The sequence below is a fragment of the Cytobacillus gottheilii genome, assembly GCF_900166665.1.
Taxonomy (GTDB): Bacteria; Bacillota; Bacilli; order Bacillales; family Cytobacillaceae; genus Cytobacillus; species Cytobacillus gottheilii_A.
This window is the reverse complement of sequence record NZ_LT800494.1, coordinates 911,680-937,838: the sequence shown is the minus strand read 5'-3', so window position 1 is coordinate 937,838 and position 26,159 is coordinate 911,680. Positions and strand designations below refer to the sequence as shown.

The window sequence follows — 26,159 nt, the reverse complement described above, 5'->3', positions numbered from 1 at the left end:
GCGCGCCAGCAGGCGTGCCGTATTTTTTATATACTGCATGAACTATCATTCTTAATAGAAAGCAAATGAACAGCCATTGTATAACATTTGCTCAGTGGAAGCACTTCTTCAAAGGAAAACTCAAAGATTGCTTGTATTTTCCTTGAAAGCTGCTCTGCATCGTTCAGATCATGTACAGCCTGCAGGATATCCGCAATTTCCGTATCATAGCTGCCAGCCCCAATCTGAAAGGGATCCCAGCTGTTCAACGTATCAACAAGCCTTAGATTCAATTCTTGACTTTGCAATCTGCTCACCTTTTATTTTCATTTTTAGTCTTCATATCTTATCATAGAAAGGGAAAAGTGCAAATCTAAAATAGGCGGTGCTAAAATGACGAATTATGATTTTCAAACACCAATTAATCGCGAGCAGACGAATTCGGTTAAATGGGGATTAAGAAAAGATCTATTTGGTTCAGATGAAGTTTTGCCAATGTGGGTGGCTGACATGGATTTTATGCCCCCTGCTGAAGTTACAGAGGCACTTAAAAAAAGAGTTCAGCATAAAATCTATGGATATACATATGCGCCAGCCTCAACCACCAATGCAATTGCTGAGTGGCAAAAAAGCCGTCATAACTGGGAAATATCAAAAAATGCCGTATTATTCAGTCTCGGTGTTGTCCCTTCCATTGCTGCAGCTATTTTGGCTTTTACCGAAAAAGGTGATCAAGTTATGCTGCAATCTCCCGTATACACACCGTTCTTTAGCATGATTGAAGGAAATGAAAGAGTAGTTGTCAATTCACCTCTGAAATTAAAAGATAATCAATATCAGATTGACTTTGTTGACTTTGAAGAAAAGCTAAAAGAAGGGGTTAAATTATTTCTCTTATGTAACCCGCATAATCCTGGCGGCCGTGTGTGGACGGAAGAGGAATTAAGAAAAATGGGCGATTTATGCTGCCAATATAATTGCTATATTCTTTCCGACGAAATTCACGCAGATTTAATTTATACTCCACATCAACATCTTCCGATTGCTTCTTTAGATCAGCGCTATAGAGACATAACCATCACTTGTATTGCACCAACAAAAACATTTAATTTAGCAGGTCTGCAGGCGTCTGCCGTATTGATTGAAAATGAACAGCTGCGTAAACAGTTTAGTGATATTCAAGCGAGACTAGGGTTTTTCACATTATCAACTTTTGGACTAACAGGTATGGAAGCAGCGTATCGCTATGGAGATAACTGGCTAAATGAACTGCTGAATTACCTAGATGAAAATCGAAGAATAGCCACTCAGTTTATAGAGGAAAACCTTCCTGATATAAAAGCAATAGAGCCGGAAGGAACTTATTTGTTATGGCTTGATTGCCGTAAACTTCAATTGTCTGATGATGAAATACAGGAGCGTCTGCTAAAGAAAGGCAAGGTAGCGCTTGAACCTGGCAATAAATACGGACCAGGCGGCGAAGGGTTTGTACGTTTAAATTTCGCCTGCTCTCAAACGGTTTTACTGGACGGACTAAATCGAGTTAAACACGCCTTCTCTTAAACCTTTCTTATGATTGATCTTTACCTAAAGTAAACCCAAGAAGGACTAATGGCCTCTTGGGTTTATTGTTCATTTACTCTTCTTTTCCTGTATCATCTTGTGCGCTTTTCGTCTTTTTTTCATCTTTATTCTTTGAAATTCTACCGCAGGCTATTCTTTCTCCTGAATCTCCGGAAGGCTGGGTCATCCCGTCATCTATTCCTTCATCGATGACTATGGTTGTTCCATCTTTCGTAAAAAGGGAAGTTTTATCTTCTTTTAAAGACACTTGCGGCGCCATTAGTTCTGCCTTTACTTTCCCATCATCTTCTACAATAATATTGGGAAGGTCACCTGCGTGGGCTCCTTTCGGATGAAGCAAGCCATGCTCTTTATCATCCGGATTAAAATGATTTCCTGCGGACTTAAAGTCAGGTGGTTCACATTCACCTTTTTCATGGATATGCATGGCATGTTCACCTGGAGGCAACCCCTCAAGATCCAGTTCAAGTTTAACACCCTCTGCTTGTTGACCAAGCTTAATCGTACCGAGCGAATCACCTACCGCGTTGTGCATTTCAACATCCACGTTCGTAATGTTTTCTTCGCCGCATCCTGCTAAAAGTAAGATAGCCAGTGCCGCAACTAATTTTTTCACTGTATTTTACCCCCAAGCACTTTGTTTTCAATATAAGCTAAACTATTAACCATCTGTGAAAAGGACATGCTATATTGTTTCCTATTTGGATTCTGAATATCCGTAACTAGTATCGATGTTATACGAATGAAATACAGGAACTGCAGACCTCCCAATAAACACAAAAAAGAGAACAGTTTTAACTGTTCTCTTTTTGCTGACTTGCCATTTGACGGTTTATACGCTCTTCTAATTCTTTTGTTTTTTCGCCTTCTCGCTTTGAAACATGTATAATAAATTTCATTGTTAACGCAGCGGCTATGAGGAAAATAATACACCAAATTGCTGCAGGTATATATTCTGTCTTATCTTCTGGAAAATACAAGAATAATGAAAATATGAACCATTGAGCCATTAACATCCATCCTTTCTGCAACTGTCATGGTCAATGCCTAATTATAACAGATTTCTAAATAAAAAGCTGTATAGACTTAAAGGGAACTATGCGAATTTGAACAGGCATTTTAGATCTAGACACTATTCAATAACGGTTATCTTTTCGATCACAATATCTTCAAGCGGTTTATCATTTTCCGCTTCCGCAGCTGCAATTTCATCTACTACGTCCATGCCTTCTATAACTTGTCCAAATACAGTGTGCTTTCCATCCAGCCATGGTGTTCCCCCTGCTTCGTAGGCTGTCACAGCTTCTTCAGGATATTCTGCAACCTCCATTTGTTGTGTGAGACTTGGATCAAGGTTTTTATTTTGAACGATAAAGAATTGACTGCCATTTGTATTGGCGCCAGAATTGGCCATAGCTAAAGCCCCTCTAAAATGAAAAAGATCGCTGGAAAACTCATCTTCAAATGGTTCTCCAAAAATACTTTCACCGCCCATTCCCGTTCCTTGTGGATCTCCAGTTTGAATCATAAAATCTTGTATGACCCGGTGAAATATGATTCCTTCATAATAACCATCTTTACTATGTGTAATAAAGTTTTCAACTGCTTTTGGAGCCTGCTCAGGAAATAGCTTCATTTTGATGACTCCTAATGAAGTTGTCATCTCCACGAGCTTTTCATCATTGCTGACTTCTTCACTCAGCTGCGGCAAACTCGATTGAACAGCTTCAGTTCCATTGGATTCAGAGGGTTCAGCTGAATCCTCCGTATTCGTTCCACAAGCTGTTAAAACCAAGAGCAGAATAGACAATACTGCCAATAAACGTATTTTCATCATTCTTCCTCCATTCAATATGTATATGGAAATTATAATTTGATTTTGCACTTTAGACAAACCATAATAGTAATAAGAGGAGGGTATAAAAAAATGGCAGAATTTCAAATCGGCGACAAGGTGACAGGAATTTATAAAACAGGTAAATATATTGGGGAGATTACAGACATCCGCCCTATGCATTACGTAATGCGTGTGTTAGCTGTGGCCAAACACCCAATGCAGGGAGATTTACATAACCCTAAACAAGCAGATGTGATGATATTTCATGAGAGAAAAGCATTATCATTCCGTGAACAAACCAATATCCCAAAACAAATGGTCCGACCATATGAAGGCGAAATCCCTTCGTATATAGACTCACTTAAAGATGTTTTGGATCAAATGAAAGAAGACCTTTTGAAAACGGATAATGAATGGGCACAAAAAAGCCTGGATAATATCCGTATATTAGAGGGTACTTACTTTAAGGATTAAAACTGCTGCACTGTCTGTGGCAGTTTTAAAATTTCATTGCCCTTATAGTATAGGACCCTGCCAGCTCCATTCTCAACTAAGCAAATTTATTAAAGAGCTTTGCTAAATCTACTCGGTCCCCAATTGTAGTAGGCTCATGTTTTTGTAAATATTGTTTGTCCTTTTCGACAAGCTTAAAAATCTTATAGGTTGTTAATGCATCATCCAATGCCCGGTGATGCAAACCAACACCATCTTTGCCGTATTCTTGAACAGCCTTCCATAAACCAGTCTGATTTTTGTCACCAAAGAAACGCTTATACTCCATTGAAAGGTCTACCTCTTTTCCTGAAAAAGGAAAGTGCAGCCCTGCCTTTTCACAGTTAGAACGCAGAACCTTCATATCAGTATTTCCCCAGGTTACAATTGTATATGGATGTTCTCCCGTCATTCGCTTTAGCTTATGAACAAGTTCTGAAAAAATAATTCCATCATCAACCTGCTGCTGCGAGATGTTTAAAAAGGATTTACAGCGCTTCGATAATTTCGGATATTGGATTGGTGTTACATAAGAGGAGAATTCTTCGAAGATTTGATTATTGATGACTGATACGACACCAACTTCAATGATTTCCGGATAAAATCCTTTGTATTGTTTGCCTTTATCAGGCATTGTAAATTCAAAATCAATAAATAAATGCTGCCTAACTTCCATCTGAATCACCTGCCCCGGCTACTTTCTACCATTATATCATGACAGAATTCCATTTACTGCTGAAAAACGCAATTTTTCGTTAATTAAAAGTTAACAGATCAGAATACCCTAAGATACTATTGATAGCTATGCCTTTAGCTCTGATTCAATATTTAATAGCTATTATTTCTCTTGTCTTAAGACAGAACCTTCGCTTCAAATAACTTGTTATTAGCCTTCTGGTGAAATTTTACTTTCCAGCTGTCAAAAACAACTTGCCGATTGACAAAACTAAGCCGAAGCCAGAAACTAAGATGCATTTTATGCTTTATTCTAAATGAGCTGCAATGTCGCTTCTTCACCTCTGCTGCTCAGTTTTACCTTCTTAAAGTACAAAAAGAACGAGATTGCTCTCGTCCTTTTTAAGAAGCTTTTTTGATTCGCACATATTCTCTTGATTGAAAGGCTTCAATTTTTTGTTTCTCCAAAGGAGCCTGCATGATATTCTCAACTGATTCCACTGGCATCATTTCAACTATTTCGTCAGCTTCACCAGGAATATAAAATTCTCGTTTTCCAGTTTCGTTAACGAGCCATGCTCCGGAAAACAGTACGACAAAAATGGATACTGCAGCAATAATTTTTGCTCTCATCCATAACACCACCCTATTTATAAGTGTGGGAATAAGAGCGGATTTTTATTCAAAAGAGATTATTTCAAAATATTTTTTTATATTTTTTTCCGTGTTTCTACATATTTAATAAGAAAGATAGAAACCCACTTATATAAAGGTTTTAGAGCATGCATGCAACAATATTTTAGGTTATAATTTGGTTTGATATGCTTTTTGGAACAGGTGTTAGGTCGTATTTTTTATTTTTTGGGTAAATAATTAAACATAACTTTGTACATAAGGTGTGGATACTATGTACAGACACCCCCTGGAACATATACTTATATCCATTCTAAAAGAAGAGGGACTGCAATTTTCATTAACCCTTGCTTCAAAAGAACTTTTAGAAAAAATAAAAAAGGCTGCTATAACTAGCTCGCCCATCATTACATTCTTAGAAAAATAAAGGAGGTCTTGTTTTGTCTCTGCTTCATTTGGCTATTATTTCACCATTCCTTCTGGCGGTGCTCGTACCTATTCTGTACAAGCTCTTTAAGAAGGTTCATACAGGTTGGTTTATCCTGCCATTACCGCTTGTATTGTTTATTTATTTTGTCTCTTTTGTTTCAGCCACTTCAACTTCTCAGCCGATTATTGAATCGTTTACATGGATTGAAGCATTAGGGATTGAATTTACTGCTAAGATTGATGGACTTGGCTTGCTTTTTGCCCTGCTTATTACAGGTATCGGAACCTTAGTCATTCTTTACTCCATTTATTATTTATCGAAGGATAAAGAAAAGTTAAATACATTCTATGTGTATTTGCTTCTGTTTATGGGGGCTATGCTTGGAGTTGTCCTATCTGATAACTTAATTGTCCTGTACGCTTTTTGGGAATTAACAAGCTTTTCTTCTTTTCTGCTAATTGGATATTGGTATGATCGTGAGAAATCTCGTTATGGTGCCCAAAAATCAATGCTGATCACCGTTTTTGGCGGTCTTTCCATGCTTGGAGGCATTATCCTCTTATACATAATGACTGGAACCTTTAGCATATCTGAAATTATTGCACAATCAGATGTAATCTTTACACATCCGTTATTTGTTCCTGCCTTGCTTTGCATTTTGCTTGGCGCGTTTACAAAATCAGCTCAATTCCCATTTCACATCTGGCTGCCAGACGCAATGGAGGCACCAACACCTGTCAGTGCATATCTCCATTCAGCCACTATGGTTAAAGCAGGTATCTACCTCGTTGCAAGAATGAGCCCTGTATTTGCTGACCATGCGCTTTGGCTATGGCTTATCGCTGGTTTTGGAATCGTTACCTTGTTCTGGGGATCTTTTTCTGCTGTGAAACAAACAGATTTAAAGGCGATCCTCGCGTTTTCAACGATCAGTCAGCTTGGTATGATCATGTCATTGCTGGGAATAGGTGCAGCTGCGCTGCATTTTGATGGCATTGATGACAAATACCATACAATTGCCACAACTGCTGCAGTCTTTCACTTAATCAATCATGCGACCTTCAAAGGAAGTTTGTTTATGGTTGTCGGGATTGTCGATCATGAAACAGGAACACGTGATATACGGAGACTTGGCGGTTTAATGCAGCTGATGCCTATTACATTCACATTAGCGATTATTGGCTCGTTTTCCATGGCCGGTCTTCCGCCATTTAATGGTTTCCTGAGTAAGGAAATGTTCTTTACTGCAATGACACATATTATAGATTTCAATGTATTCCAATTAGATACATGGGGCATTCTGTTTCCTGTCATTGCTTGGATTGCAAGTGTATTCACATTTATTTACAGTATGGTCCTTGTTTTCAAAACGTTCACAGGCAAACTTCAGCCTGAAAAATTGGAGAAAAAGCCTCATGAAGCACCGATTGGCATGTTAATTTCACCAATCATCCTTGCTTCTTTAGTGATAATTATTGGCTTTTTCCCAAATATTTTATCAGTCAATATTATTGAACCTGCACTATCAGCGATTATGCCTGAATTCTTATTCGAAGTTCATATCTCTTTCTGGCATGGCTTTAATCTGGAATTATGGATGACCATAGGCGTGATCGTATTAGGAACATTGCTTTACCTCTCTTTAGCAAAGTGGAGGAAGATCTATGGACTATTCCCTGAGAAACTTGCCTTAAATAAGGCATATGATCATGGGCTGCTATTTGCACAAAACGGCTCTTTAAAAATGACAAGAATGTATATGAATGGTTCAATACGAAGCTATCTTATCTATATTTTTGCATTTTTCATCGCCATTTTATCGTCTGTATTGTTCTCACAGAATGCCTTTAAGATCGATCTCGAACATGCATCAGATGTCCGTTATTACGAAATACTGCTGGTTGCCGTCATTGTGATTGCATCAGTCGCTATTTTATTCGCTAAATCAAGACTGACATCGGTCATTCTGCTCGGTGCAGTTGGTTATACCGTTGCATTATTCTTTGTTAACTTCCGGGCACCAGACTTGGCATTGACTCAATTGGTTATTGAAACAATTTCCGTTTCATTATTCCTTCTTTGTTTTTACCATTTGCCAAAGAAGCGAAATGAAGAACGGATGGCTTTTAAAGCAACCAATTTAGTCATCTCTATTGGTGTGGGAGCAGTTGTAACACTAATTGCACTATCAGCGCATAGTACAAAACTGTTTGAATCCATATCACAATATTATGTGGAGAATACTTATACCGAAGCGGCTGGGAAAAACATGGTAAACGTTATTCTTGTTGACTTCCGCGGATTTGATACGTTATTTGAAATTGTGGTGCTTGCCATTGCATCTATTGGAATCTACGCCATGATAAAACTTAGAATGAAAGGGGCGAAATAGCATGAAAACGAATGATCTTATCCTTCAGACAGCAACCAAAATCGTGCTGTTTATTATCGTCCTTTTCTCGATCTATATCTTTTTTGCCGGTCACTATACTCCGGGAGGCGGCTTTGTCGGCGGGTTGCTTACAGCAGGAGCCATTATCCTGCTTCTGCTTGCCTTTGACATGAAAACAGTCGCTAAGATCCTGCCGATTAATTATATGACCATGACAGCGGTTGGGCTTTTGTTCGCAATCGGAACAGCCGCTGGCTCTTTATTGTTTAATGTTCCATTTTTAACACATGCTTTTGGTGATGTTCACCTGCCTATTTTAGGTGAAATGGCCCTGCATACGGCTACTATATTTGACTTAGGTGTATTTCTGGTAGTAGTAGGTGTAACTATGACCATTATTCAAACGATTGGAGGAGATGAATAATGGAAATACTAATGGCTTTTGTTATCGGGATTTTATTTATGTGTGCTACCTATTTAATACTCTCAAAAAGCTTGCTGCGAATTATCATCGGTACTGGACTTTTAAGTCACGGCGCTCACCTTTTATTATTAACAATGGGAGGTCTTAAGAAAGGAGCAGCACCGCTTCTTGGCGAAGAAGCCCCTTCTTATACAGATCCCCTTCCGCAGGCACTTATTCTAACAGCAATCGTTATTAGTTTTGGTGTAACTGCCTTTTTCCTTGTGCTAGCTTATCGCGCATACAAGGAGCTTGGGACAGATAATATGGAGAAACTGAGAGGAACTGAAGGAAATGATTAACTTTTTATTACTGCCGATTCTGATTCCGCTTATTACTGGGGTCCTTCTCATGTTTATCAATAAACATGTTATGCTGCAAAGGTGGGTTGCAAGTATTTCAGCATTTGTAACAGTGATCATTGCGGCTATGCTCGCTCATAAAGTACATACAGAAGGCATTCAAACACTTAATTTATCAAACTGGGATGCTCCATTCGGCATCACACTCGTTTCAGATATGCTATCTGCTTTGCTTGTGCTCACAACGAGTATTATCTCTTTTGCTTGTATCATCTTCTCTTTTCGAGGAATTGGACAAGAGCGTGAAAAGTTTAACTATTATGCTTCGATGAGCTTTTTGATTGTAGGAGTCAATGGAGCATTTACTACAGGGGATATTTTCAATCTCTTTGTATTTTTTGAAGTCATGCTGATGTCTTCTTATGTGTTAATTGTTCTGGGAGGCACAAAGATTCAGCTGCGCGAATCAATCAAATATCTCTTAGTGAACGTGATCTCTTCTGCTTTATTTGTCATTGCGGTAGGTTACTTATATTCTGTAACCGGCACCTTAAACATGGCTCACTTATCTGAACGGATCGCTTCCATTAGTGCAGATGGGCAGCTTGGGATCATAACAGTAATTGGTGTTTTATTTATGATTGTGTTTGGCTTAAAAGGAGCCGTTTTTCCGCTATTTTTCTGGCTTCCAGGTTCCTATTATGCGCCTCCAGCTCCGGTAATGGCTATTTTCGGGGCATTGCTGACAAAGGTTGGAGTTTATTCCATCACCAGAACATACTCACTTTTATTTTATCATGAAGGCGGGACGATTCAGACCCTTTTAGGTGTAATGGCAGTACTCTCAATCATCCTCGGAGTCATTGGAGCTATTGCTTATTGGGATATAAAGAAGATTATCATTTACAATATTATTACAGCAGTAGGGGTTATACTTGCTGGCGTTGCCTCCATGAATGAGGACGCATTAGCAGGTTCTGTCTTTTACATTATTCATGACATGATCGTCAAGGCTGCTCTCTTCCTGCTGGTTGGCATTATGATTGCTATTACAGGAACAAGCAATCTTAAGCAAATAAGCGGTTTAATTAAAAATTATCCCGGGCTTGCCTGGACATTCTTCATTGCTTCACTGGCATTAGCAGGCATTCCGCCGCTAAGCGGATTTGTCGGAAAACTGCTTTTGATAAAAGGAGTATTTGATGCTGAACATTATTGGACTGGCGCTATTGTCCTAATGTCTAGCTTGTTCGTCTTATTCTCAGTCATGAAGATTTTTATTAACGGATTTTGGGGAAAACCTCTTACATACAAAGGTGAGGAAAAAGCTCCTGTGCGCCAGCTGATGGCAGCGCCAGTGATCTTAGTCATATTAGCTGTTGTTTATGGAGTTGGTGCAGATTTTGTTTTCCCATACATTTCACAGGCCGCCAATATACTAGTGAACCCTGATCTTTATATTGACGCTGTTCTAAAGGAGTGATGAGCATGGCATTTCAAATATTATTAAACATGTTTCTCGGCTTTACTTGGATGTTCTTAACCGCAAGCTATGAACCTATAGCGTTTTTGAAAGGTTACTTTTTTGGTCTGCTCATTATCTTTGCGTTTAGGCGGTTTTTTCCATCTCGGTTCTATTTGCTAAGAGTGTTTGCGATTATCAGTCTAATCCTGCTATTTTTGAAAGAGCTCGTCTTGTCAAATGTAGCAGTTGTAAAATCAGTCTTAAAACCAAAATTGGATATGAAGCCTGGCATTTTTGCACTTCCGACTGTTCTGGAAAGAGATTGGGAAATCACGACACTTGCAAATCTGATTACATTAACTCCTGGAACATTGGTTATTGATGTATCAGATGACAAAAAAATCTTATATGTTCATGCAATGGACATAGAGGACGCCAACGAAGCAATTGATTCCATTAAAAACACCTTTGAAAAAGCCATTCTGGAGGTGAGCAAATAATGATTCATACGGTTGTAATGATTTCCATCATCTGTATTGCTGCGGCCATATTAGCGCTCACTTATCGAGTTATTAAAGGGCCTTCAACTCCCGATCGTGTTATTGCTCTAGATGCAATTGGAATTAATTTAGTCGCCTTGATTGCACTTATTTCAATTGGGTTAGATACAAATGCATTTCTTGAAGTAATTTTACTTCTTGGGATTCTGGCATTTATCGGCACTGTTGCCTTCTCTAAATACTTGGAGAAGGGAGTCATCATTGAACATGATCGAGATCGCTAATATTCTAATAGTTGTATTTTTATTAATTGGTGCATTTTTAAGTCTTGTAGCTGCCTTTGGCGTTATTCGGCTGCCGGATGTTTACACAAGGAACCATGCTGCTTCTAAGTCAGCGACACTTGGTGTTATGTGTATTCTCATTGGTGCCTTACTTTACTTTTACTTCATTGACGGATACTTTAATCCGCGAATCGTACTTGGGATTGTATTCATCTTTTTAACCTCACCTGTAGCTGGGCATTTAATTGGGCGTGCAGCATATAACTCTGGTGTAAAACTTTGGGATCAAAGTGTAAGAGATGACTATAAAGAAGTTTCCGAAAAGAAGAAAAAGCTTGCTGAAAAAGGAAACCGCTAATTACATGAAAAACCTCCAGATAACTTCTGGAGGTTTTTTGCTTACTTTCTTTTAATTACAGTCATAGTGCATCTGGAAACACAAATTAAATTACTATGTTCATCTGTAATCTTTATATCCCATACCATTGTGCTTTTACCTTGATGGAGGATTGTTGCATTTGCAGTAACGATACCGTCTTTTACACCTCTAATATGATTGGCATTAATCTCAAGTCCAACAGCCGCTTCTGTTTCTTGATTAATCAGTTCGAATGCTCCCACACTTGCAGCCGTTTCGGCCAGCGCGACGGAAGCACCTCCATGAAGCAGACCAAAAGGCTGCCTTGTTCTATCGTCAACAGGCATGGTTGCCACGACATGTCCTTTTTCTACCAAGGTTATTTTAATGCCTAATGATTCCATTAAAGTGTTTTTTACACTTGTCATTCTATTTCCCCCAATAAACTGTTATCTTTCCCATCTATGTCATCTTTTCTCTCTTTTTCGTTCTTTTCCTTCTAATTAGTTTAAAGGAAACAAAAAACAATAGAATAATGCCTAACAAGATGAGGATTTCTTGTTCATGTGCAACAATGGTTTCAATATGGTCTCCAAAAAGCAATCCAAGAGGAAAGACTATGGATAACCATAATAAAGCGCCGCTATAGGCAAACAAAGCAAATGTCTTATATGGCAGTTTGCTGAATCCATAGAGAAAAGGAAGAAAGTTTCTGACTCCCGGTATAAAATAACTGATTGATAATGAAAGTGCATGATACTGATCCATTATTTTCATCGACTTTTGTATAGGCTTTGAAAAGCGCTCTCTCTTTTCAAAATAAGAAAGCAGCGGTCTGCCAATTACCCTCCCTAGTGTATATGCAGTTGTAAGCGCAGCTACTATTCCTCCATATACGGCCGCAAACGCTCCTGCAGGGTGAAGAACTCCAAGCGAGCTTGCCAACCCAACAGTCATCGTAATCACTTCATTAGGAACGGGAAAGACAAATACACCAACCCAAAGCCACATAAAGAGACCTATGTATCCATTATTTTCAATCATATCTAATATGACTTCCAGCTCCATGCCCCCGCCCCCTTCTATAACACCGATATGAAAATAAACCTTTAGACAGTGAATTAACTATAGTGTCTCAATGGTTTTCTTTATTTTAGCAAGTTCCCTTAAAAATTGCTCTTTTGAAGTCATCATTCTGTCACTTTTATTAAGCGGCGTTAATGTAACATATCTGAAATTCCCAAGGCATATAGTGTAATTGATGTAAATGGAATATACATTCATTTAAAGCGAAAGGGGATGTCAGCATGAATTATTATTATTTTTATTACCCCAATAGAACCCCTTATCCTCCCGTAAGTTACCATCCTTATGTATATGGAAATCCGCATCAACATAATATTACAAACAGGCAGTTTCCATCAGTCGATCCTGGAATGTTTATGAATTCAGCAAAAGAATTAGAAGTCATGATGCATAGCGCAAGTGTTCTGCTCAGTAAAATGGCTCAATCGAGACCTTTTTCTTATGAGCTCATGACAGCTGCACAGGAGTCTCAAGTGGAGAAAGTCCAATCTCTTATTAAAACAACTGGCATTACACTACAGCCTAAGGTGGAATATACACCAAGCGGACTCCGCCTAACCTTTGAAGCACCACCTGAAAACAATGCCGCCGCCAATTGCTGCACATTGTCCCTTAAGTTACGATGGAGTTGAAACCTCTCTTTTACAGATGTAAAAGAAATAAAATTGGCTGGAACAAAACTAGATTAATATTTCCAAAACACGAATATTTAATGATCATCGTTTGGATATTTAACTAAGCTCGTTCCATTGCGCTAGGTCCCCTCGCTTTCCGAGGGGAGGAAGCTGATTCTTCTCATAGTAAAGCACCTGCGGGGGCTCATCCTTTCCTCTATTGTCCACAGGAGTCTAATGTCCTCTACTCCATTTCACTCTTGTTCAAAAGGAATATTTTGGAGTAAAAAACCGAATGATTAGAAAGATTCACATTCTAACCATTCGGTTCTATTGTCATGTTAAATACTTGCGTCCCAGCCTCTAGCACTTAATGATTAATACGGATATCCATAAGGTCCTGGTCCGTATGGCATCGGTCCATAAAATGGACCTGGATATGGGCGTGGTCCATAGAATGGTCCTGGTCCGCCGAATGGACGAGGGCCAATAATCGCACTTCCTACTAAACCTCCAAGTAAACCGCCGACAAATGGTCCTGCAAATAAAAAGCGGCTATCATTTCTTGGAGCATGATATGGGCTTCTATAGGGCATCATCTGTGTAACCTCCTCCTATTTTATATGCCTACACTAAAACATATGCAAATTCCCCTATATGTGAGTGGGCTTCAGAAGCTTACAGCGGAAAGTGATTAGCCGTATTTTCGCTCTATGGACGGCTATCTGAGAAGTTCAAATTTTTTTCACTTCAACAAAAAGGATGCCCTTGCCATTGACCATAAAGGCAGAACATCCTTTTCACCATATATGCTTCTCTATACGCTTCTGTAAAGATCCTATCGTTTTTTCGGACTCAGAATTTCATCAATAATTCCATAATCCTTCGCTTCTTGTGCATTCATAAAATAATCCCGGTCAGAATCCTGAGCCACTTTCTCCACGCTTTGCCCTGTCCGCTCTGAGATGATCTGATTTATGTCCTCGCGAAGCTTCAGAATTCTCCGCGCCGAAATTTCTATTTCCGTTGCCTGCCCTCTTGCACCGCCAAGCGGCTGATGAATCATGATTTCGCTGTTTGGAAGAGCATATCTTTTCCCTTTTGTACCCGCTAAAAGAAGCATCGCGCCAAAGGATGCTGCCATCCCCGTGCATATAGTCCGTACATCAGGCTGAATATATTGCATGGTATCAAAGATTGCAAAGCCCGCAGAAGTGGATCCGCCTGGCGAATTGATGTAAATGGAAATATCCTTATCAGGTGCTTCTGCTGCTAAAAATAACAATTGTGCAACCACCGTGTTGGCCAGCCCATCGGTAATCTCTTCACCAATCATAATAATACGATCCTTCAGAAGGCGTGAATAAATATCATAGGAACGTTCTCCTCTGCTTGTTTGTTCAACAACATAAGGAATGGTCGTCATTGTTACTCCTCCGCTTCGTTATACGGCTAAGCCGCCATGTAAAGGGAAAAGGGTGGTGAGCTCTTTTTCTGATGTTTAGCAGGCAATCCAAATGATTTTTTGTCCAGTGCCTGAATGACAGCTGCTTTTTCAATTAATAACGACGGATTTTCAAAAGTTAAAGACCTTTTCAGAAGTATTGAAAATTCTTCTCTTTCATTTTCATGCCAATAGGTTTCTGTAAAAGCATCTTCCTTTTTTAGCCGCTCCTTTGCTCGGTGTAAAATACTTTTTACAGCTGTTTCAGATATTCCAGTCAGTTCGGCAATCTCAGCCAGTTTGTACCGAAATCCTTCCTTGAGGGTAAACATAATCGCCTGTTTGGGAGTCAATTTTTCAACTACGGTTTCGACTGTTTCAAGTATAAGATTGTCTTTTACAGTACCTTCCTCCGGGAGTAAGGATACCTGCTCTTTTTGTCTATTCCGCAGCATATTAATCCAGTGGTGATAGGCAATTTTATGGAGCAGCGCCTTAGTTATTTGTGCATCTTTACCATAGTGCTTGATTGCTTTGAGCATCGTTTCTTGAGTTAAGTCGTTTCCATCCCATTCATTTTTCGAAAGAAAGCAGCAGTACCGTTTAAGAGCTGGATATAACTCCACGAGCTGTTTTTCGTTCGCTGAAGACTGTTTCATTTGGATTTGTTTTACCTTGCCGTACATGTTCTCACTCCTTTAGCACCTTTCTGTTAGTAAACGGAGAAAAGATTGAAAAAGATACGGGTACTAATTATTTTTTATTTATTTTCTTTTAGTAGGCTTTGGCCCAGTAAACAAGCTGCTGTGCTTCTTTTCCACAGCATACACATGTTTTGGCAATGCTTTCTGCGTCAAACGGAATGCAGCGGGAAGTTGCTCCTGTTTCTTCTTTTATACGGTCTTCACAGCTGCGGTCGCCACACCACATCGCTTTTACAAAGCCTGTTTTAGCTGCAAAAATGTCTTTGAGTTCATTGAATTCGAATGCCTGATATGTTTTTTCTTCACGATGTTTTTTTGCTTTTTCAAATAAATTATGCTGAATATCTTCTAAAATACCTGGCAGCTTCTGCTCCAGCTCCGATGCAGCTACGGTTATTTTTTCACCTGTATCCCGTCTTGCTAAAATCACCTGTCCTTTTTCTATATCCTTAGGACCGACCTCAAGCCGTAAAGGCACACCTTTCATTTCATATTCATTGAATTTCCAGCCTGGTTTCTTATCACTTGCATCAATGCCGACCCGAGCCATTTTCGAGAGTTTTTCCTTTAGATCATAGGCATAGTCCAGCACACCCTCCTTGTGCTGCGCAATTGGCACGATCATCACTTGAGTTGGTGCTGCTTTAGGCGGTATGACTAAGCCGCGGTCATCTCCGTGCACCATAATCATTGCTCCAATGATTCTTGTCGTGAATCCCCAGGATGTTTGCTGTACGTATTGCAGCTTCCCTTCCTGATCCGTAAACTGAATGCCAAAAGCTTTGGCAAAGCCATCGCCCAGGTGGTGTGATGTGCCTGATTGCAGTGCTTTTCCATCATGCATAAGACTCTCAATGGTATAAGTGAACTTAGCACCAGCAAACTTTTCTTTTTCTGTTTTTTGTCCTTTAATAACTGGAATGGCGAGGATATTCTCACAAAGCTCTGCGTACACATTGAGCATTTTAACCGTCTCTTCAAGTGCCTCTTCATCAGTCGCATGGCAAGTATGACCCTCCTGCCATAAAAATTCTAATGTACGCAGAAATGGTCTTGTTGTTTTTTCCCAGCGAACCACATTTGCCCACTGATTGTAGAGCTTTGGCAAGTCCCGATAAGAATGAATGATATTTTTATAATGCTCGCCAAATAAAACTTCAGATGTTGGGCGGACACATAGACGTTCTTGAAGCTCTTCCTCTCCCCCGTGTGTAACCCAAGCCACTTCCGGTGCAAACCCTTCAATATGATCTTTCTCCTTTTGCAGAAGACTTTCTGGTATGAAAAGAGGCATATATACATTTTCATGGCCCGTTTCTTTAATACGCCGATCGAGCTCATCTTTAATATTTTCCCATAAAGCATAGCCATATGGCCGGATGATCATGGATCCTCTTACACTTGAGTAATCGACTAAATCTGCTTTTTTCACCACATCTGTATACCATTGTGCAAAATCTTCATCCATGGCTGTTATTTCTTTTACAAATTCCTTGCCCATTTTGGTCACCTCAGTATTTTTATATGTAATTTCATTGCTTTGTTCCCGGCAGGTTTTGGTTTTTCGACTGACGGGCACTTTGTGTGCACTTTAGTTCCCGGCGCCTCTTGATTTTTTAGTTGACGGGCACTTTGATAGCTCTTTAGTTCCCTTCAGCTCTTGATTTTTNGCCGCTCCTTTGCTCGGTGTAAAATACTTTTTACAGCTGTTTCAGATATTCCAGTCAGTTCGGCAATCTCAGCCAGTTTGTACCGAAATCCTTCCTTGAGGGTAAACATAATCGCCTGTTTGGGAGTCAATTTTTCAACTACGGTTTCGACTGTTTCAAGTATAAGATTGTCTTTTACAGTACCTTCCTCCGGGAGTAAGGATACCTGCTCTTTTTGTCTATTCCGCAGCATATTAATCCAGTGGTGATAGGCAATTTTATGGAGCAGCGCCTTAGTTATTTGTGCATCTTTACCATAGTGCTTGATTGCTTTGAGCATCGTTTCTTGAGTTAAGTCGTTTCCATCCCATTCATTTTTCGAAAGAAAGCAGCAGTACCGTTTAAGAGCTGGATATAACTCCACGAGCTGTTTTTCGTTCGCTGAAGACTGTTTCATTTGGATTTGTTTTACCTTGCCGTACATGTTCTCACTCCTTTAGCACCTTTCTGTTAGTAAACGGAGAAAAGATTGAAAAAGATACGGGTACTAATTATTTTTTATTTATTTTCTTTTAGTAGGCTTTGGCCCAGTAAACAAGCTGCTGTGCTTCTTTTCCACAGCATACACATGTTTTGGCAATGCTTTCTGCGTCAAACGGAATGCAGCGGGAAGTTGCTCCTGTTTCTTCTTTTATACGGTCTTCACAGCTGCGGTCGCCACACCACATCGCTTTTACAAAGCCTGTTTTAGCTGCAAAAATGTCTTTGAGTTCATTGAATTCGAATGCCTGATATGTTTTTTCTTCACGATGTTTTTTTGCTTTTTCAAATAAATTATGCTGAATATCTTCTAAAATACCTGGCAGCTTCTGCTCCAGCTCCGATGCAGCTACGGTTATTTTTTCACCTGTATCCCGTCTTGCTAAAATCACCTGTCCTTTTTCTATATCCTTAGGACCGACCTCAAGCCGTAAAGGCACACCTTTCATTTCATATTCATTGAATTTCCAGCCTGGTTTCTTATCACTTGCATCAATGCCGACCCGAGCCATTTTCGAGAGTTTTTCCTTTAGATCATAGGCATAGTCCAGCACACCCTCCTTGTGCTGCGCAATTGGCACGATCATCACTTGAGTTGGTGCTGCTTTAGGCGGTATGACTAAGCCGCGGTCATCTCCGTGCACCATAATCATTGCTCCAATGATTCTTGTCGTGAATCCCCAGGATGTTTGCTGTACGTATTGCAGCTTCCCTTCCTGATCCGTAAACTGAATGCCAAAAGCTTTGGCAAAGCCATCGCCCAGGTGGTGTGATGTGCCTGATTGCAGTGCTTTTCCATCATGCATAAGACTCTCAATGGTATAAGTGAACTTAGCACCAGCAAACTTTTCTTTTTCTGTTTTTTGTCCTTTAATAACTGGAATGGCGAGGATATTCTCACAAAGCTCTGCGTACACATTGAGCATTTTAACCGTCTCTTCAAGTGCCTCTTCATCAGTCGCATGGCAAGTATGACCCTCCTGCCATAAAAATTCTAATGTACGCAGAAATGGTCTTGTTGTTTTTTCCCAGCGAACCACATTTGCCCACTGATTGTAGAGCTTTGGCAAGTCCCGATAAGAATGAATGATATTTTTATAATGCTCGCCAAATAAAACTTCAGATGTTGGGCGGACACATAGACGTTCTTGAAGCTCTTCCTCTCCCCCGTGTGTAACCCAAGCCACTTCCGGTGCAAACCCTTCAATATGATCTTTCTCCTTTTGCAGAAGACTTTCTGGTATGAAAAGAGGCATATATACATTTTCATGGCCCGTTTCTTTAATACGCCGATCGAGCTCATCTTTAATATTTTCCCATAAAGCATAGCCATATGGCCGGATGATCATGGATCCTCTTACACTTGAGTAATCGACTAAATCTGCTTTTTTCACCACATCTGTATACCATTGTGCAAAATCTTCATCCATGGCTGTTATTTCTTTTACAAATTCCTTGCCCATTTTGGTCACCTCAGTATTTTTATATGTAATTTCATTGCTTTGTTCCCGGCAGGTTTTGGTTTTTCGACTGACGGGCACTTTGTGTGCACTTTAGTTCCCGGCGCCTCTTGATTTTTTAGTTGACGGGCACTTTGATAGCTCTTTAGTTCCCTTCAGCTCTTGATTTTTAGTCAAGTCCTTATTATTGTGTAAATTCCTTTTCACAATGTTACCACCTATTAATAGCTGTTAGTTGATTTTGCTTAGGAGAAGGGGGTACCCCCTTCTCCTAAGCAAAATTTCGCTCCGCGGTAAGGTATACTTTCTTATTTAATTCTAAATTTTCATTCTCCATTAACAATGCACCAATTAATCGAAATGCAGACTGATTATTAGGAAAGATACGGATCACACTCACTCGTTTTCTAATTTCTTGGTTGAGCCTTTCCAATGAGTTATTGCTTAAAATGTGTATTTGATACTTTTCTGGTTCATTTAGAAATTGGATCGTGTCTTCGTAACCTTCTTCGAGAATTTCGATTGCCTTTCTTACTTTCTTATTTTCTGCATATAGTTCAATAAATTTGTCCCTATATTTTCTTGACTCTTCAACTGATACTACTTGGTATATTCTTCTCAGATCAGAAATGATTTGTCGTGATCCTGTTTTTGGAAGTGCGTTAACAATATTTCGTTTGAAATGAACAGTGCACCTTTGCCATGCCGTACCTATAAATACTCTTTCTATTGCTTTCTTTAATCCAGCATGTGCATCTGAAATCACTAATTTTGGTGATTGTAACCCTCGAGATTTTAAATCTTGAAAGAACTCTTGCCATGCTTGAAAGCTCTCGACGTGATCTATTTTAAAGCCAAGTACTTTACGCTTTTTGTCCTCACCCATACCAGTAATCAAATAAGCTGCTTTTGAAATGACCTTGTTATTCTCTCGAACTTTTATATAGGTGGCATCAGCGTAGAGATACGGATAATATTCGACATTAAGTGGGCGATTAGCCCAGGCTTTTACTACAGGATCCAGTTTCTCTGTTAGGGAGGAAACAAAAGATTTTGATACACTCTGGCCACATAATTGTTTTACGATATTCTTTACTTTTCTAGTGGAAACTCCATTGATGACCATTTCTAACATAGATAATATAAGTGTCTGATCAACACGCGAAAATTTCTCAAAGATAGAAGGCGAAAATTCACCTCCTCTTGTTCGGGGAACTTTTATTCTTAACTTTCCGATACTCATGATGAGTTCACGTTCATAATATCCATTTCGATAATCACGACGGTCTAAAGAACGTTCATAGGCAGCTGCATTTAAATAGTCATCTCGTTCTTTTTCCATGTATTCGTTCAAGACTAATACTAAGGTAGATTTCACAATAAGCTCAAGATTAGAATTCATAATCGATTCTTTTAAAACGTCCATATCTAGGTTAAACTGTAACTGAGTCATTTTTATCCCTCTTTCCAATGTTTTCTTGGTCGTTAACATTGTGGACAAATAGGAATAAAATGACTCTTTCTTTTTACACAATTATATGGACTTAATCTGATTTTTCTTCTGACGGGCACTTTGATAGCTCTTTAGTTCCCGCTAGCTCTTGATTTTTCAGCTGACGGGCACTTTAAGCGTACTTTAGTTCCCGACAGCTCTTGGTTTTCCGACTGACGGGCACTTTCCTTGCTCTTTAGTTCCCTTCAACTCTTGGTTTTCCATCTAACACGCACTTTCCTGCTACTTTACTTCCCGTCAGCTCTTGGTTTTACTCTTGGCGGGCACTTCCTTCTAACTTTACTTCCCGTCCGCACTAGATTTCTCACCTGACGGGCACTTTTATTTTTTCCCTTGCTAAAATGCTGCTGTTAAAACGGTTATGAGAACAACCCACCACCTTCCTATAACCAAACAAAAAAAGCACTGCTATGTATAGGGACCAAAAATGGCGGTACCACCCTATTTCAAAGCAATGCTTTACACTCAATATGATAACGGACTTGCATCCGCGGCATTTTCATATCACAAGACATCCAATGCAGAACTCAAGGAGCAGGTTCTAGTGTTCGTTTATAGGAACCTTGCAGCACTTTGGCTCCCTCTCTGTTATAAACATCTTCACTATACTAATCTCCATCAACGTTTCCTATTCATTTTTCAAGATTATATAAAATTATTATGATGAAAGTCAATTGTGAATATAATTTAAATCTATTTTCTCCAAAAAGTAGAACAATCAGCCTTATCCAAGATATTAAACTGGATCATCTTTTCCAGTAATTCATAATCGACGGGCTCTTTCCATTTAAAGCGCACTAACTCCTTCGTATGATCATGACCTGCCTGTTCAATATCTTCTAATACATGGTTCATTCCTGCTTGTTCAGGAGCAACACTCATATGGTTTTTCGCTGCACTGAAACCAATAATAAATGTATCATGATCGGTAAACATCGGCTGGTTCCATTTGATGACAGGCATCAAAGTGGGGAATGTACTTTTTATCCATGTAAAAACTTCTTCCATACGCACACGATGCTCTAGAGTCTTTAAACTTGCTAAATATTCTTCAAATACTTCCATCAAGAAATCACTCCTGTCTTAACCATTCCGTTCATTTTTTCTATTTATCTTATCTATTTCCAACTATATATTCTGGGAGAAAATAAGTCAAAATGTACATCAGTATCTTTGGTTATATCCATTTCCCTTTACTATTCATCACCAAAAAAGACCCAAATAAAAGAGGCTGGACAAAACAAAAATAATATTTCTAAAACACGAATATTCATAGTCATGGTTTGCGAGTTTACATAAGCCCGTTCCACCTGCGCTCCAGACCCTCGCTTTCCATGGGGAGGAAGCTGAGCCTCCTCGAAGCAAAAGCTTCTGCGGGGTATCACCTTTTCCTCTATTTCCCATAGGAGTCGAGGGTCCTCCTCTCCATTTCACTCTTGTTTAGAAATATGAAATGTTAAACAAATAAAAAACCGAATGGTTAGAAAGATTCACTTCCTAATCATTCGGTTCTATGGTTATGTTAAATACTTATGTCCCAGCCTCTTAATATTATTTTGAAACCTCTGCACTTGCAAAGGCCTCAGCAACAGGAACATATGTGTAGCCAAGATCTCTTGCTACAGCTTCATAAGTAATATTTCCATTTACTGCGTTAACCCCAAGCTTAAGTGCTGCGTTTTCTGCTACAGCTTTTTCAACGCCTTTGTTTGCCATTTGCAATGCATAAGGGATCGTTACATTTGTTAAGGCTATAGTAGAAGTTCTTGGAACGGCACCAGGCATATTGGCAACTGCATAATGAACGACTCCATGCTTCTCATATGTTGGGAAGTCATGTGTTGTCACATGATCAACTGTTTCTACAATTCCGCCTTGGTCAACAGCAACATCAATGACAACTGATCCTGGCTTCATTGTTTTGATCATATCTTCTGTCACAAGCTTTGGTGCTTTTGCTCCTGGAATAAGAACAGCGCCAATAACAAGATCTGCTTCTTTCACGCTCTCAGCAATATTAAATGGATTGGACATAAGTGTTTGAATATTATTGCCGAAAATATCGTCAAGCTGGCGAAGACGCTCAGGGCTTAAATCAATGATTGTTACTTCTGCTCCAAGTCCAATCGCCATTTTTGCTGCATTGATACCAACTACGCCGCCGCCGATGATCGTTACTTTTCCGCGTGATACGCCAGGAACTCCTGCAAGCAGAATTCCTCTTCCGCCATTTGTTTTCTGCAGGAACTGCGCACCAATTTGTGATGCCATGCGCCCTGCTACTTCACTCATTGGCGTTAGTAAAGGCAAAGTGCGGTTTAATCCAACTGTTTCATATGCAATCGCTGTTACTCCGCTCTCTGTTAATGCTTTTGCAAGTTCTGGCTCTGCTGCTAAATGCAAATATGTGAACAACACTAACCCTTTGCGGAAATAACCGTATTCAGATGAAAGCGGCTCTTTTACTTTCATGACCATGTCGGCATTCCAAGCTTCCGCAGCTGTATTAACAATTTTTGCACCTGCTTGTACGTAGACAGCATCCTCAAAACCGCTGCCCTCACCTGCGTTTGTTTCAATCAGCACTTCGTGGCCAGCTTTAACCAGTGCATCTACCCCAGCAGGTGTCATAGCAACACGATTTTCATTATTTTTAACTTCTCTAGGTACCCCAATAATCATGTGAATTCCCCTTTCATCATTACAAAGTAAACGTTATCAACAGTATAATAATTTAAACTGTATTTGGCATTGTCGATATATCAAAATGAAAAAAGCATCGTTTGTGAAATTCTACAAACGATGCTTATTATTTTCTAAAGTTCTCATTTTTAATTCAAGAAATAAGCTAACTTTCTGATTGGTATTTTTTAAATCAATGCCGCCAATCTCAGTGATTCTTTTTAATCTGTAGGTTAATGTATTTACATGAATATGAAGCTTTTTCGCCGTATCGTTTACATTGCTGTCATGATTAATATAGCTTTCAAGTGTTTGCAGCAGCATGGTTTTATGCTCTTGATCATAAATTTGCAATTTTTCCAGGGCTGGATGCACAAACGAATCCTGCCGCCTTTTTTCCATTAACAGTTCAATATAGCGAAAAATACCAAGCTGCCTAAAGCTGTTAATATCCTCCATTTCGTCTCTAAACTGCTCTTTTAACCTGACAACCTCTTGTGCTTCCTGATAGCTTGCTTCCACTTTATCAAATGTTTCGTATAAACCACCGCATCCACCGCTAATTCCATCAACTTGAAAACGGGATTTCATTTCTCCTACAAAAAAGGTTAGAAACTCAATAATGGGTGCTTCTGAGCTTTCATTTGCCGGCGGTGAGGCAAGCACAATAAATTCATTGCCCATTGCTGCGTGGAAGGAGATATTAATTTTTTGGCTTGTTGTCATTAAATAGATGATATTTTGTGTAATTTTCTCTGTAATATCTCTTTTGAATTGAAAAACAAGCACAATAAATGGAGAGGGAGGCTTAATATTCAATTCTTCAAATTTATTCTTTATCTCATCATGATTTCGATCGCTTCCGGTAAGAAGCTGCCAAAAAAAGTCCTGATAGCTTTCCACTCTTTTTTTCTTTTGTGCATTTAATTTTAATAATTCTGTTCTCGCTGCGGCTGCAGCCTGTTTTAAAAGGTTCAGCTTCTGCTCAGTTAATTTAACTTCACCCTCAACTACCCATATATATCCGAGTACTTCATTATGATTACGGATGGAGATGGCAACTCGATCGCCCAATCCTATCTCCTTCATTTCGTGAATTCTTAAAGGTTCACCGCTTTGAATTAATTGGGGAATAACCCTTGCTTTCCATAATGAATTAATCACCTTTTCAGGCACCTTTCGGCTGATGATCGTAGCAATTCTTGCTGAATCCGTTGTATCATCGTGCGTACTATAGGCAAGAAGCCGATGGGTGGCATCTTCAATTGTGACAGGGCATTCTAAAACATCCCAAATTTTATCCACGAGATCCTCTAAATTTAAAAATGCATATTTAAAAGGATCTTTGCCAGCTCGCACGTCTTCCATCGCATAAACCTCCTTGCTTTTCCCTCAAAAAAAATCAAAACTTATCCTCATTATAGCGGATTTTCAATTTCAGCACATTGTGAATCAAGAATTTAATTTTCCGAATAATAGATCTTTTTATGCAACGCTTGATGTTCCTAAACCTTGATCTTACAATAGAAAATATTCAAAATACTATTGTAAGATAGAAAAATGAATGTCATCCACTCTAACTGCACTTTATCATTTCAGCGTGAAGAAAACACTGTTTGCCTGCGGAATGGCTGCTTTACAATCGAAAGGGGTTTGCATCTTGGATATTCTAGAAGTACTAAATGAAATAAACAGTGTTCTATGGGGAACACCAAGCCTGCTATTATTATTTGGCACTGGTGTACTTCTCACATTAATGCTAAAAGGAATTCAATTCACAAGGTTAAAATATGCATTTAAGCTCGGTTTTACGAAAGAAGGAAGAGCCACGGTTGACTCTGAAGGTGATGTCAGTAATTTTAAAGCCTTAATGACCGGTCTTGCTGCTACTATTGGTAACGGAAATATTGCTGGGATCGCAACTGCAATAACGCTCGGTGGACCTGGAGCTATTTTTTGGATGTGGATTGTAGGCTTATTGGGCATGGCCACAAAATATGCTGAAGCCCTTCTGGCGATGAAATACCGCAAGAAGAATACAAATGGCGAATATTCAAGTGGACCGATGTATTATATCGAATACGGATTAGGCAGAAAGTATAAATGGCTCGCCATTTTATTTGCTATTTTCGGCGCTTTTGCAGCATTTGGAATAGGAAATAGTGTCCAATCAAATACAATTGCTTCTGTGATGAAGGATTCCTTTGGTGTAAATGAAATTGTGACTGGTGTTATTCTAGCTGCATTAACCGCACTGATTGTGTTTGGCGGTATTCAAAGGATAAGTACAGTAGCAAGCTTCTTTGTTCCAATTATGGCCATTTTATATATTTGCGGATCATTGCTCATACTTATCTTAAACTATGATCAAATCCTCCCTGCATTTGAAACCATTTTTCACTATGCTTTTAACCCCGTCGCCGCTGCAGGCGGATTCGCAGGTATTCTAGTAATGGATGCCATAAAAAATGGTGTTGCCCGCGGGATCTTTTCAAATGAAGCTGGATTGGGAACTGCAGCACTAATTGCTGGTAATGCGAAAACCGATCATCCAGTGAAACAAGCGTTAGTTGCCATGACAGGAACGTTTATCGTGACAATCATTGTCTGTACAATGACAGGACTTGTTCTTATTATTACAGGCTTCTGGGATACAACCGGCGGATTGCTTTCTGGCGTTGCACATGATCCTGCTTTAGAAGGCGGGGCGCTTACAAGTGCAGCATTCGCCTCTGTATTAGGAACAGCTGGAGAATATATTGTTGCCTTCTCTGTTATTTTCTTTGGCTTTTCGACTATTGTCGGGTGGTATGTGTATGGCGAAAAGTGCTTTGAGTATATCGTGGGCACAAAAGGCATTATGAGCTACAGAGCGATCTATATTTTAGCCTGCGGAATTGGCGCTGCAGCAAACTTAACAACTGTATGGGCTTTTGCTGATATGGCGAACGCTTTAATGATGATTCCAAACTTAATTGGATTGATTCTTTTAAGAAAAGTGATTGTCGCAGATACAGAGGATTTCTTTGCTAATCATTATAATAAGACCGTAAAATAATTAGAGAGTATACAA

At 39.3% G+C, this 26,159-nt stretch carries 29 protein-coding genes and 1 other annotated feature; of the genes, 11 read left to right on the top strand and 18 right to left on the bottom strand.

Annotation, left to right across the window (positions count from 1 at the left end; translation table 11 throughout):
- Positions 1–26 precede the first annotated feature (26 nt).
- Positions 27–296, bottom strand: coding sequence for a DUF1871 family protein (locus tag B7E07_RS04580; protein WP_306807543.1), 270 nt, complete (start codon positions 294–296; stop codon positions 27–29).
- 76 nt (positions 297–372) lie between these two features.
- On the opposite strand from B7E07_RS04580, the gene B7E07_RS04575 reads away from it, so the two are divergent.
- Positions 373–1,542: a MalY/PatB family protein gene (locus tag B7E07_RS04575; protein WP_080844280.1), complete on the top strand. Its 1,170-nt coding sequence runs from the start codon at positions 373–375 to the stop codon at positions 1,540–1,542.
- Positions 1,543–1,615: 73 nt separating this feature from the next.
- Here the strand turns inward: B7E07_RS04575 and B7E07_RS04570 are convergent, their stop codons facing one another.
- The 3 genes from B7E07_RS04570 to B7E07_RS04560 all read right to left on the bottom strand — a co-directional run bounded on the left by B7E07_RS04570 (position 1,616) and on the right by B7E07_RS04560 (position 3,400).
- Positions 1,616–2,179, bottom strand: coding sequence for a superoxide dismutase family protein (locus B7E07_RS04570; protein WP_080844279.1), 564 nt, complete (start codon positions 2,177–2,179; stop codon positions 1,616–1,618).
- Between the two features lie 178 nt (positions 2,180–2,357).
- On the bottom strand, positions 2,358–2,573 hold the full coding sequence (locus B7E07_RS04565; RefSeq protein WP_066442835.1) for a hypothetical protein: 216 nt from the start codon (positions 2,571–2,573) through the stop codon (positions 2,358–2,360).
- 122 nt (positions 2,574–2,695) lie between these two features.
- Entirely contained in the window at positions 2,696–3,400 is a 705-nt protein-coding gene (locus B7E07_RS04560) for a peptidylprolyl isomerase (RefSeq protein WP_373886042.1), read from the bottom strand.
- A 90-nt stretch (positions 3,401–3,490) separates the two neighbouring features.
- Here B7E07_RS04560 and B7E07_RS04555 point away from each other — a divergent pair, with 90 nt between their 5' ends.
- The gene (locus B7E07_RS04555; RefSeq protein ID WP_080844277.1) at positions 3,491–3,874 is read left to right on the top strand and encodes a kinase-associated lipoprotein KapB; all 384 of its coding nucleotides are present in this window, start codon (positions 3,491–3,493) and stop codon (positions 3,872–3,874) included.
- A 76-nt stretch (positions 3,875–3,950) separates the two neighbouring features.
- On the opposite strand, the gene kapD is transcribed toward B7E07_RS04555, so the two are convergent.
- On the bottom strand, positions 3,951–4,568 hold the full coding sequence (gene kapD / locus B7E07_RS04550; RefSeq protein WP_080844276.1) for a 3'-5' exonuclease KapD: 618 nt from the start codon (positions 4,566–4,568) through the stop codon (positions 3,951–3,953).
- A gap of 401 nt (positions 4,569–4,969) precedes the next feature.
- A complete protein-coding gene (locus B7E07_RS04545; RefSeq protein ID WP_080844275.1) occupies positions 4,970–5,200 on the bottom strand; it encodes a hypothetical protein in 231 nt (76 codons plus the stop codon).
- A gap of 440 nt (positions 5,201–5,640) precedes the next feature.
- Here B7E07_RS04545 and B7E07_RS04540 point away from each other — a divergent pair, with 440 nt between their 5' ends.
- The 7 genes from B7E07_RS04540 to mnhG are packed head-to-tail and all read left to right on the top strand — an operon-like array spanning position 5,641 to position 11,394.
- Positions 5,641–8,022 (top strand): Na+/H+ antiporter subunit A, encoded by a 2,382-nt coding sequence (locus tag B7E07_RS04540; RefSeq protein ID WP_080844274.1) that lies wholly within the window; start codon positions 5,641–5,643, stop codon positions 8,020–8,022.
- Between the two features lies 1 nt (position 8,023).
- Entirely contained in the window at positions 8,024–8,446 is a 423-nt protein-coding gene (locus tag B7E07_RS04535; protein WP_080844273.1) for a Na(+)/H(+) antiporter subunit B, read from the top strand.
- Positions 8,446–8,787: a Na(+)/H(+) antiporter subunit C gene (locus tag B7E07_RS04530; protein WP_066442828.1), complete on the top strand. Its 342-nt coding sequence runs from the start codon at positions 8,446–8,448 to the stop codon at positions 8,785–8,787. Before B7E07_RS04535 ends, B7E07_RS04530 begins: the two co-directional genes overlap by 1 nt.
- Positions 8,780–10,270 carry a Na+/H+ antiporter subunit D gene (locus tag B7E07_RS04525; RefSeq protein ID WP_066442827.1) on the top strand — a complete coding sequence of 497 codons (1,491 nt, stop codon included), beginning with the start codon at positions 8,780–8,782 and terminating at the stop codon, positions 10,268–10,270. The genes B7E07_RS04530 and B7E07_RS04525 overlap by 8 nt, the downstream gene beginning before the upstream one ends.
- Positions 10,271–10,275: 5 nt before the next feature.
- Positions 10,276–10,752 (top strand): Na+/H+ antiporter subunit E, encoded by a 477-nt coding sequence (locus tag B7E07_RS04520; protein ID WP_066442826.1) that lies wholly within the window; start codon positions 10,276–10,278, stop codon positions 10,750–10,752.
- A complete protein-coding gene (locus B7E07_RS04515) occupies positions 10,752–11,036 on the top strand; it encodes a Na(+)/H(+) antiporter subunit F1 (protein WP_066442825.1) in 285 nt (94 codons plus the stop codon). Before B7E07_RS04520 ends, B7E07_RS04515 begins: the two co-directional genes overlap by 1 nt.
- Entirely contained in the window at positions 11,020–11,394 is a 375-nt protein-coding gene (gene mnhG, locus B7E07_RS04510) for a monovalent cation/H(+) antiporter subunit G (protein ID WP_080844272.1), read from the top strand. The genes B7E07_RS04515 and mnhG overlap by 17 nt, the downstream gene beginning before the upstream one ends.
- A gap of 41 nt (positions 11,395–11,435) precedes the next feature.
- Here mnhG and B7E07_RS04505 read toward each other — a convergent pair whose 3' ends face one another.
- Both B7E07_RS04505 and B7E07_RS04500 read right to left on the bottom strand, forming a co-directional pair.
- Positions 11,436–11,822 carry a PaaI family thioesterase gene (locus B7E07_RS04505; RefSeq protein ID WP_080844271.1) on the bottom strand — a complete coding sequence of 129 codons (387 nt, stop codon included), beginning with the start codon at positions 11,820–11,822 and terminating at the stop codon, positions 11,436–11,438.
- Positions 11,823–11,856: 34 nt separating this feature from the next.
- Positions 11,857–12,462 (bottom strand): DedA family protein, encoded by a 606-nt coding sequence (locus tag B7E07_RS04500; RefSeq protein WP_080844270.1) that lies wholly within the window; start codon positions 12,460–12,462, stop codon positions 11,857–11,859.
- Between the two features lie 239 nt (positions 12,463–12,701).
- Here B7E07_RS04500 and B7E07_RS04495 point away from each other — a divergent pair, with 239 nt between their 5' ends.
- Positions 12,702–13,112, top strand: coding sequence for a hypothetical protein (locus B7E07_RS04495; protein WP_080844269.1), 411 nt, complete (start codon positions 12,702–12,704; stop codon positions 13,110–13,112).
- A 359-nt stretch (positions 13,113–13,471) separates the two neighbouring features.
- Here the strand turns inward: B7E07_RS04495 and B7E07_RS04490 are convergent, their stop codons facing one another.
- From B7E07_RS04490 to B7E07_RS04435, 10 genes are all read right to left on the bottom strand, one after another.
- Complete coding sequence (locus tag B7E07_RS04490; RefSeq protein WP_080844268.1) at positions 13,472–13,693, bottom strand: hypothetical protein; 222 nt, start codon at positions 13,691–13,693, stop codon at positions 13,472–13,474.
- A 239-nt stretch (positions 13,694–13,932) separates the two neighbouring features.
- Entirely contained in the window at positions 13,933–14,520 is a 588-nt protein-coding gene (gene clpP, locus B7E07_RS04485) for an ATP-dependent Clp endopeptidase proteolytic subunit ClpP (RefSeq protein WP_080844267.1), read from the bottom strand.
- A gap of 26 nt (positions 14,521–14,546) precedes the next feature.
- Complete coding sequence (locus tag B7E07_RS04480) at positions 14,547–15,224, bottom strand: sigma-70 family RNA polymerase sigma factor (protein WP_080844266.1); 678 nt, start codon at positions 15,222–15,224, stop codon at positions 14,547–14,549.
- A gap of 88 nt (positions 15,225–15,312) precedes the next feature.
- A complete protein-coding gene (proS, locus tag B7E07_RS04475; protein WP_080844264.1) occupies positions 15,313–16,743 on the bottom strand; it encodes a proline--tRNA ligase in 1,431 nt (476 codons plus the stop codon).
- A gap of 152 nt (positions 16,744–16,895) precedes the next feature.
- Entirely contained in the window at positions 16,896–17,348 is a 453-nt protein-coding gene (locus tag B7E07_RS04470) for a sigma-70 family RNA polymerase sigma factor (protein ID WP_445079834.1), read from the bottom strand.
- Positions 17,349–17,463: 115 nt separating this feature from the next.
- Positions 17,464–18,894: a proline--tRNA ligase gene (proS, locus tag B7E07_RS04465; protein ID WP_080844264.1), complete on the bottom strand. Its 1,431-nt coding sequence runs from the start codon at positions 18,892–18,894 to the stop codon at positions 17,464–17,466.
- Between the two features lie 268 nt (positions 18,895–19,162).
- Positions 19,163–20,344 (bottom strand): IS256 family transposase, encoded by a 1,182-nt coding sequence (locus tag B7E07_RS04460; protein WP_080844263.1) that lies wholly within the window; start codon positions 20,342–20,344, stop codon positions 19,163–19,165.
- A 473-nt stretch (positions 20,345–20,817) separates the two neighbouring features.
- Positions 20,818–21,035 (bottom strand) — a binding site (T-box leader).
- 62 nt (positions 21,036–21,097) lie between these two features.
- Complete coding sequence (locus B7E07_RS04450; protein WP_080844261.1) at positions 21,098–21,469, bottom strand: iron chaperone; 372 nt, start codon at positions 21,467–21,469, stop codon at positions 21,098–21,100.
- A gap of 486 nt (positions 21,470–21,955) precedes the next feature.
- Positions 21,956–23,086: an alanine dehydrogenase gene (gene ald, locus B7E07_RS04440; protein ID WP_080844259.1), complete on the bottom strand. Its 1,131-nt coding sequence runs from the start codon at positions 23,084–23,086 to the stop codon at positions 21,956–21,958.
- A 111-nt stretch (positions 23,087–23,197) separates the two neighbouring features.
- The gene (locus B7E07_RS04435; protein ID WP_080844258.1) at positions 23,198–24,454 is read right to left on the bottom strand and encodes a PucR family transcriptional regulator; all 1,257 of its coding nucleotides are present in this window, start codon (positions 24,452–24,454) and stop codon (positions 23,198–23,200) included.
- Positions 24,455–24,713: 259 nt separating this feature from the next.
- Between B7E07_RS04435 and B7E07_RS04430 the strand changes: the two genes are divergently transcribed.
- Positions 24,714–26,144 (top strand): alanine/glycine:cation symporter family protein, encoded by a 1,431-nt coding sequence (locus B7E07_RS04430; RefSeq protein ID WP_176215279.1) that lies wholly within the window; start codon positions 24,714–24,716, stop codon positions 26,142–26,144.
- The last annotated feature ends 15 nt before the right edge of the window (positions 26,145–26,159 follow it).